This window comes from Kluyvera sp. (assembly GCF_965301105.1).
This window is the reverse complement of sequence record NZ_CBDKZX010000124.1, coordinates 1-7,147: the sequence shown is the minus strand read 5'-3', so window position 1 is coordinate 7,147 and position 7,147 is coordinate 1. Positions and strand designations below refer to the sequence as shown.

Genomic DNA, 7,147 nt, shown 5'->3' with positions numbered 1-7,147 from the left:
CATTCAATATGGAATTGTCGCTGGCGTTCAGGCCATGCAGGATTCTGGCCTTGAAGTGACGGAAGAGAATGCAAACCGTATTGGCGCCGCTATCGGCTCCGGTATTGGCGGCCTCGGCTTGATCGAAGAAAACCACAGTTCGCTGGTAAACGGCGGGCCGCGTAAGATCAGCCCCTTCTTCGTTCCGTCCACGATTGTTAACATGGTGGCGGGTCACCTGACCATCATGTTCGGTCTGCGTGGGCCAAGCATCTCTATCGCGACCGCCTGTACTTCTGGTGTGCATAACATCGGTCAGGCAGCACGTATTATCGCTTATGGCGATGCGGATGCGATGGTTGCCGGCGGTGCAGAAAAAGCCAGTACCCCGCTGGGTGTCGGTGGCTTTGGTGCCGCGCGTGCGCTGTCTACGCGTAACGATAACCCGCAGGCGGCAAGCCGTCCGTGGGATAAAGATCGCGATGGCTTCGTGCTGGGTGACGGCGCGGGCATGGTGGTACTCGAAGAGTACGAGCACGCGAAAAAACGCGGCGCGAAAATCTATGCTGAAATCGTTGGTTTTGGTATGAGCAGCGATGCGTACCACATGACGTCACCGCCGGAAAACGGCGCGGGCGCGGCGCTGGCGATGGTTAACGCCATTCGCGACGCGGGCATTGAAGCGGGCCAGATTGGCTACGTTAATGCCCACGGTACCTCTACGCCAGCGGGCGATAAAGCAGAAGCGCAGGCTGTGAAGTCTGTCTTCGGTGACGCCGCCAGCCGCGTACTGGTCAGCTCCACCAAATCCATGACCGGCCATCTGCTGGGCGCGGCGGGTGCAGTAGAATCTATCTACTCTATCCTCGCGCTGCGCGATCAGGCCGTTCCGCCAACCATCAACCTGGATAACCCGGATGAAGGTTGCGACCTGGACTTCGTACCGCACGAAGCACGCCAGGTAAGCGGGATGGAGTACACGCTGTGTAACTCCTTCGGCTTCGGTGGTACCAACGGCTCGCTGATTTTTAAACGCGTGTAGTTGGTCGCAAAGCCAATAAAAACGGAGCGCTTAGCGCTCCGTTTTTTTATGCCCTGAACACGGCTACTGGTAAGTAAAGGTGAGCTGAACGGTGGCCTTAAACTCACCGGCGGTGACCGCGCCCGTCGGGGTATACATCCGCGCCGAGAGCGGGAACACCGCCCGGCGGCTGGTGCTATCGACGGGCGTTACCAGTCTTCCTGCCGGTGATATCTCGCTGAGGTGGTCGCGGGTCATAATTTGCAGCGCCATGCCGCTGGCGCTGCCCTGGGCGTTGGCGAACTTGGTCGTGTCAACGGAATCGGCATCGCCGCTGAACAGCGCCGTGACCTGGGTGGTTGACGGCGGGCAAGCGGAGAGCGTCAGCGTGAAATCCTGCCATTCGCTGGTATCGCCAACGTTTGGGTAGTCAACGGCGCGCGCCTGTTCAAAGGTGACCGTCTGTTCTTTGGTTCCCGTATCCACCGTACAGGCGGAAGCCACCACGGTGCCGCTCAGATTAATATCGGTAGCCTGTACAGCATGAAGGCCGCTCACCGCCCACAGGCAGGCCAGGGCAGGCAGCAGTTTGCTTATCCGGTGCGCCATTGTCTCTCCTGAATTACTGATAGGTAAAGGTGGCTTGTACCTGACCGACAATGGTCCCTGGCATTACGCTACCGTTCGATACCGCACGGGCGCGCATCACCAGGTCATAGGCATGAGTGGCGGTGGGAATCGCGACGTTTTCTAGTTTTGCGCCATTCTTATAGGCGCTGTTGCTGCTGCTGTCCGTCAGTTCCAGCTTCAGATTGGTGGCAGTGCCGGTATTTTTGTAGTAGTTGGTGTCGGTGTCGGTGGTCCCGGCGAACGCCACGCTAAAGGAGGTCGTAGAGGCCGGGCAACTGGTGAGCCGGAGCGTCACGTCAGTCCACGTGGTGGCGCTGCCGCTGGCGGATAGCGAATCGGCCTGAATGTTATCGCCTAAGTTAACCGCCAGAGATTCATTATTGCCGTTGACCACGCAGGGGGAAGCGACAACCTTACCTGTAATATCGATATTAACCGCCTGACTTGTCGCTGAGAACAACCCTGCGCAGACCAGCAGACTTAGCGCCATTTTGTTTCCGTTTACGATGTGCATAAATTGTCCTTATTAGTTGTAGGTCACTTTGAGTTCAATGGCTGATTTGACGTTGCCAGGCCTGACGTTATTGGCATCGTCAACGAAATAGGCCACTTTAAAATTGGGTAGGGTATAGTCACCGGAACCATCGTAATTGCTCACTGGGATGGCGGTATTTATCTGATGAGGCGTGCCGTCGGCGTTTTGTACCTGGATATACACATTTTGCGCATAACCATCGCCACTCACCGTATTGAGCACACCATTGGCAGCGTTATGAGTACCGTACACAGCTGAAAAATTGTAAGAGATACGGTCAACAGCACCGGGGCAATTGGTCAACGTTACGACAGGCGCTTCTGTTACATTCAGGGCTCCATTTTGGATCGTATTACCATAAAGCGTGGGCAGCGTGATTTCAGTGGGGGCGTCAATACCACATGCAGTTACCTTGATATCACTGGTAATTTTTGAAAGGATAACCCCTGATATCAGACTGGTGCCTTCCCCCTCAGGGTTATGCGCCATTAACGTGACTTGCGGCAGGCTGGTTATTTTCCCCGCGGGGATTTTTTCCAGTAATCTGACGAGCCGATAGCGTAAATGAAAGTACGAATATGTAACGCCAGGATTATGGGGCATATCCAAACGATAAGTTGGTGCGGTCTCACTTTCTGGTGGCTCAAAGTCAGCAACCCCCTCGAAACGATACTGGATCCCGATACCGGGATTGCTGGTAGCCCAGGTTTTGTTGTCGCTTAGCAGCGTACCGTTGATCGACAGTTCAACATAGGCCGTGGTGCCACTGCTAGCTGCTACGCTATAACTAATGGAACTATTATCATGAAATCCCCCAGTATTTTCACCAACGTTGGCTGGGATGGTAAAGTTATCAAGATCATAGCCCATGTCACGGATGTTGATATTGCTAAAGTAATGCGCATTTGCATTATTGACTATTAAATGGGTAATGATGAGACTTAATAAAAGTGCTCTCATAAATTTAATATCCTTATTTTTATGTTATCGGCACACTGAATTCAGCTCAATAATTCCGCTTTCCGGAACGGTGCTCTGAAGTTGTAAATTAGCCATGCAATGTTGACCATCCTGCTGGCCCCAACGCACCTGCAGCGCCGTTTTATCAGCCATCCCTGTCAAATAAACTTGTCCACCGTCGCCAACAATGGCACTACCTGCGGTACTATCAGAGACTATCGCCCCAAATGGTACGGGTTCGCCGTTACTGCGCGTTAACGTCATCAGCACCCGTTTGCCCACGCGAGTATCAAAATGCGCGCGCACAATCGCACCGCGGGTTGGCGTAATGATTTTGCTGGTCAGTTCGACGTCGGCGCCGTCGGGTAGGGTGGCGGTGTCCAGCGATACCGTTGATTCACGATAAGGCGTGACGTACGGCACTACGGTGTAGCCGCGAAAATCGGTTCTGACCCCGGTTTGGTTAGTGACGGTCACGCCGCCGGCACCGGGCGCTTCTACCAATGCAGCGGTTTCACCCAGCGCCTGGCTTAACGTTACGCCGTGCGCATGCGCCACGACGCCGCCTTCAATGCCGTAGTTGACGCGCTTTTGATCGTGGTCATAGCTGTAGGCGGTGTTGAGCCGCGCGTAAGTGCCCTGATAATCCAGGCTGGCGTAGCCGCCACTGCCTTCGCCGTGGTTGGTTTCGCTCTGCTGCACGTTCCAGTTGAGGTTACGGTCTTCCAGTAGCGAACCGTTTAAACCTACGTTATGGCTGGTGTCGCCGCGCTTGCTGGTATTCAGGCTGTAGGAGGCGTAGCTGTTGCTGAGCCAGCGGTCGAGCGGCACGTTGATGCTTAATGAGAAGATCTGATCTTCGGCGTAGATCTTATCGCTGTCGGTATCGGTGGTATTGCGGTTATAGCTGTAGTTCAGGTTATAGGTCACGCCTGCCCAGCTATTGCTGTAGCCCACGCCGATAGAGCGCATCTGGCGGTCGCTGTTCCAGTAGTCTTCGCTCATGGCGGTCAATGACAGCGAGCCAAAGTGCTCGCCGATATTCTGGTTGAGCTGGAACTCGGCGCGGTTGCGACGACGGTCATCGTTGGTGCGCCATTCATCTTCGCGCCAGGTGTCCAGTACTTCTGACAGCGTGTAGTAGCCGGAAGTGGAGTAACGATAGCCCGCGATAGAGACGTTGGTCCCGGTTTCAAGGATGTTTTTGCTGTAGCGCACGCGCCAGGATTGACCGCCTTCTTTATCCCGGTCTTTCTGCGTCGACCACGCCTGCGTGCCGTCAATCGACACCGCGCCCAGCTCGCCAAAGTTTTTCCCCACGCCGCCGAGCAACGCCTGATAATGTTGAGAGAATTGTCCGCCGCCATAGATAGTGAAACCTGCGGGCAGGCCGTAAATCGCGGTGGCCTGGGTAAACATTTCTTTGTCGATATCGCCGTCATAGGGGCGATACTGGCCGCTGGTCAGGCTGTATTTGAAACGTCCTTCACGCTGCAACACTGGCAAGGATGCGAAGGCCACCGTCTGATGCTGCTCGCTGCCGTCGGCCTCTTTAATGGTGACGTCGAGGTCGCCGCTGCTGCCGGTCGGGTACATATCGGTAATTTCAAAAGCGCCAGGCGAGACATAGCTCTGGTAAATGGTGTAGCCGTTTTGTTTGACGATCACCTGCGCGTTGGTTCGGGCGATGCCGCGCACTACCGGGGCATAGCCGCGCAGGCTGTCCGGTAGCATATCGTCGTCGGAGGCCAACTGCGCGCCGCGAAACGGCACGCTGTCGAACATATCCGACGGCGCGGTGCTGTCGCCCAGCGTCAATTGGCTTTTAAGCGCGATAATGTTGCGCTGCGCGTAGGTATAGAGCGAATCCCAGCTCTCCTGCGCATTGCCGCCGTTGTCGCTACGGTTCCAGGTGCTGTAGTTACGAATACGCCACGGGCCCACGTTCAATCCTGGACGCAGGCTCAAATAGTAACTGTCGGAGTCCGACATGCCGCTATGGCGGGCTTCAGTGTTATCGCCGCTGAAGCTGTAGTTGAGCAGCAGAGCGTTGATGCCTTCATCCAGCCGTTCCGGCGCGACGTAGCCGCGAGCGTGATTGCTGACAGCGGCCTGTGGCACCGAAAGCTGCAGCAATTGACGCTCAAAGATAAATTCCGCGCTCGCCTGTGGGATGACGCTTAGATCGGCGCAGTCACCCGCAAGGCGGGGAAACTGGTCGGTGCGAATGCCAAATTCCTTCAGCGTGGCGACGCTCAGACACGGTTGCAGCGTGGTATTTCCTGCGGCGTCTTTTTGCGTGACAAACTCAACGTTATACACGCCGAGGGCGGTTTTGTTGAGCATGACGTTAACCCGGTAGGTGCCGGGCATCTGGCCGACGCCTTCTTCAAAGGCGGAGAGGTCGGTCAGATCTTTCCCCGGCCCGTCAATCCCCAGCAGCGCCGGGTTAAAGTATTCGCGGGCCAGCGCGCTGCTGCACAGCGGTAAGGCGCACTGTAAGGCAATAAAGCAGGCGATCTGACTCAGCGTCACTCTTTTTTTGTATGCGTCTGCATTCATCCCGATTTCCTTTCGGTGCTGGTGTTAAAGGCGCGCGCGGTGCTCGCTGCCGATGGAGCCAAAGTCGTTAATCAGCGTCCAGCTCACATCGCCGCTGGCGCCGTTGGGGATGCTAAAACTGGCGGAGCTCATGGGCGCCACGTAGGTAGCATCCTTCACCGTACTGGCGCCGACCTTTAACGTGCTGAAGTTCATGTAATAGGCTGTAGGGTTGCTGACGGTGAGCTTGTTGCCGCTGCGCTGCCAGCTGAGTTTCCCGGTAAGATCTTCCGGTTGTTGCGTCAGAGACTGCGGGCGATAAATTAATTTGATGCGCGTTTTCACCGCTATTTGCAGGGTGTTGACGTTATCTTTCTTTTCGGTCGCCGGGATCGATTTAATATTCAGCCAGTAAAGCGATTCACGGTCTTCGGCAAGATTGCCGCCGGTGCGAATAATCCGCAGGGTGTTTTCTTGCCCGCCGCCAAGGCGAAATAGCGGTGGCGTGACCATAAACGGTGATTTATCCGCGCTGGATTCTCCGGCATCGCTCCATGACTGAATTAAAAAGGATGACTTGTCGGGATTTTTGACGCTAATCGAGGTTTCTTTTTTTTCACCGTTATAAATGACACGGGTCCCCCCGACAATAACGCCTGCCTGCACGGATGCTGATAGCAACGAGACGACAACGATTGGAATATATTTATTCATTGCTTATACCTCGAAAAATAAAGCCGGAAATACCCGGCTTTATTCATTATTAATAACGAGTCATGCCGTACTCAGAGGATTAGTTGTAGGTCAGCGTAAAGTTAACGGAACCATTCGCGTCACCACCGTTAATGGTGGCTTCGGTAGCAATATAGCGAGCGAAGAAGTCGAGGCTGGTGTCAGCCGGTGCCTCGGCCGTTCCTTTGATGGTGACTTCATTGGATTTGGCGCCCAGCGGCAGCGCGGAGCTGTCCGCGTTCAGCAACTGGATGGCGACGCCTTTGGCAACGCTCGCGGTGCCATAGCCGGTCAACTGCAGGTAGTCGTTATTGATGGTATCTGGCTTACCGTCGTATTTAACGGAAACCGGTTTGCCCAGCAGATCAGCTGGGCAGCCGCTTAACACCAGGGTGAATTCGGTCGTGGCTGCCGTATCGCCTGGCGCAGCAAAAGCGGTTTTCGCCACTTCGCCCAGCTCAACGGTCTGCGGGTTGGCGACGGTGCTGTTAACCTGGCAACCGGCTTCGATGATTTTACCGGTAAAATTAACGGTACCATCCTGAGCCATGACTGAAGAAGCAATGCCCATAGAGGTGAAAAATGCGACTGCGGCCAATTTTCCTTTCATTACATATTCCCTATTACATGAGGTAGCATACTTCCACTCTTAATATATTTAATAAGAGTGATAACATTTTTGACGTATTAATTGTGAATGAGATTAATCGTTGTTGATAAACGAATTAACCCGGCAGGAATATTTAATG

7 protein-coding genes are annotated in these 7,147 nt (G+C 54.6%); 1 reads left to right on the top strand and 6 read right to left on the bottom strand.

Annotated features, from left to right (window positions below; translation table 11 throughout):
- A partial coding sequence (gene fabF, locus ACW14G_RS21600; RefSeq protein WP_455648785.1) for a beta-ketoacyl-ACP synthase II occupies positions 1 to 1,021 on the top strand: 1,021 nt, incomplete at its 5' end.
- Between the two features lie 63 nt (positions 1,022 to 1,084).
- Here fabF and ACW14G_RS21595 read toward each other — a convergent pair.
- From ACW14G_RS21595 to ACW14G_RS21570, 6 genes are all read right to left on the bottom strand, one after another.
- Positions 1,085 to 1,609: a fimbrial protein gene (locus ACW14G_RS21595; protein WP_167576190.1), complete on the bottom strand. Its 525-nt coding sequence runs from the start codon at positions 1,607 to 1,609 to the stop codon at positions 1,085 to 1,087.
- 13 nt (positions 1,610 to 1,622) lie between these two features.
- Positions 1,623 to 2,144, bottom strand: a complete 522-nt coding sequence (locus ACW14G_RS21590) for a fimbrial protein (protein WP_249022004.1) — start codon at positions 2,142 to 2,144, stop codon at positions 1,623 to 1,625.
- A gap of 12 nt (positions 2,145 to 2,156) precedes the next feature.
- Positions 2,157 to 3,125, bottom strand: coding sequence for a fimbrial protein (locus ACW14G_RS21585; RefSeq protein ID WP_249022003.1), 969 nt, complete (start codon positions 3,123 to 3,125; stop codon positions 2,157 to 2,159).
- A 24-nt stretch (positions 3,126 to 3,149) separates the two neighbouring features.
- Positions 3,150 to 5,687: a fimbria/pilus outer membrane usher protein gene (locus tag ACW14G_RS21580; RefSeq protein WP_249022002.1), complete on the bottom strand. Its 2,538-nt coding sequence runs from the start codon at positions 5,685 to 5,687 to the stop codon at positions 3,150 to 3,152.
- Positions 5,688 to 5,711: 24 nt separating this feature from the next.
- Entirely contained in the window at positions 5,712 to 6,380 is a 669-nt protein-coding gene (locus tag ACW14G_RS21575; protein WP_223802351.1) for a fimbrial biogenesis chaperone, read from the bottom strand.
- 79 nt (positions 6,381 to 6,459) lie between these two features.
- Positions 6,460 to 7,008: a fimbrial protein gene (locus tag ACW14G_RS21570; protein WP_167576186.1), complete on the bottom strand. Its 549-nt coding sequence runs from the start codon at positions 7,006 to 7,008 to the stop codon at positions 6,460 to 6,462.
- Positions 7,009 to 7,147: the final 139 nt, after the last annotated feature.

Coding starts and splice junctions, on each gene's coding strand:
- ACW14G_RS21595 (WP_167576190.1), bottom strand. CDS start 1,609: ATGGCGCACCGGATAAGCAAACTGCTGCCTGCCCTGGCCTGCCTGTGG.
- ACW14G_RS21590 (WP_249022004.1), bottom strand. CDS start 2,144: ATGCACATCGTAAACGGAAACAAAATGGCGCTAAGTCTGCTGGTCTGC.
- ACW14G_RS21585 (WP_249022003.1), bottom strand. CDS start 3,125: ATGAGAGCACTTTTATTAAGTCTCATCATTACCCATTTAATAGTCAAT.
- ACW14G_RS21580 (WP_249022002.1), bottom strand. CDS start 5,687: ATGAATGCAGACGCATACAAAAAAAGAGTGACGCTGAGTCAGATCGCC.
- ACW14G_RS21575 (WP_223802351.1), bottom strand. CDS start 6,380: ATGAATAAATATATTCCAATCGTTGTCGTCTCGTTGCTATCAGCATCC.
- ACW14G_RS21570 (WP_167576186.1), bottom strand. CDS start 7,008: ATGAAAGGAAAATTGGCCGCAGTCGCATTTTTCACCTCTATGGGCATT.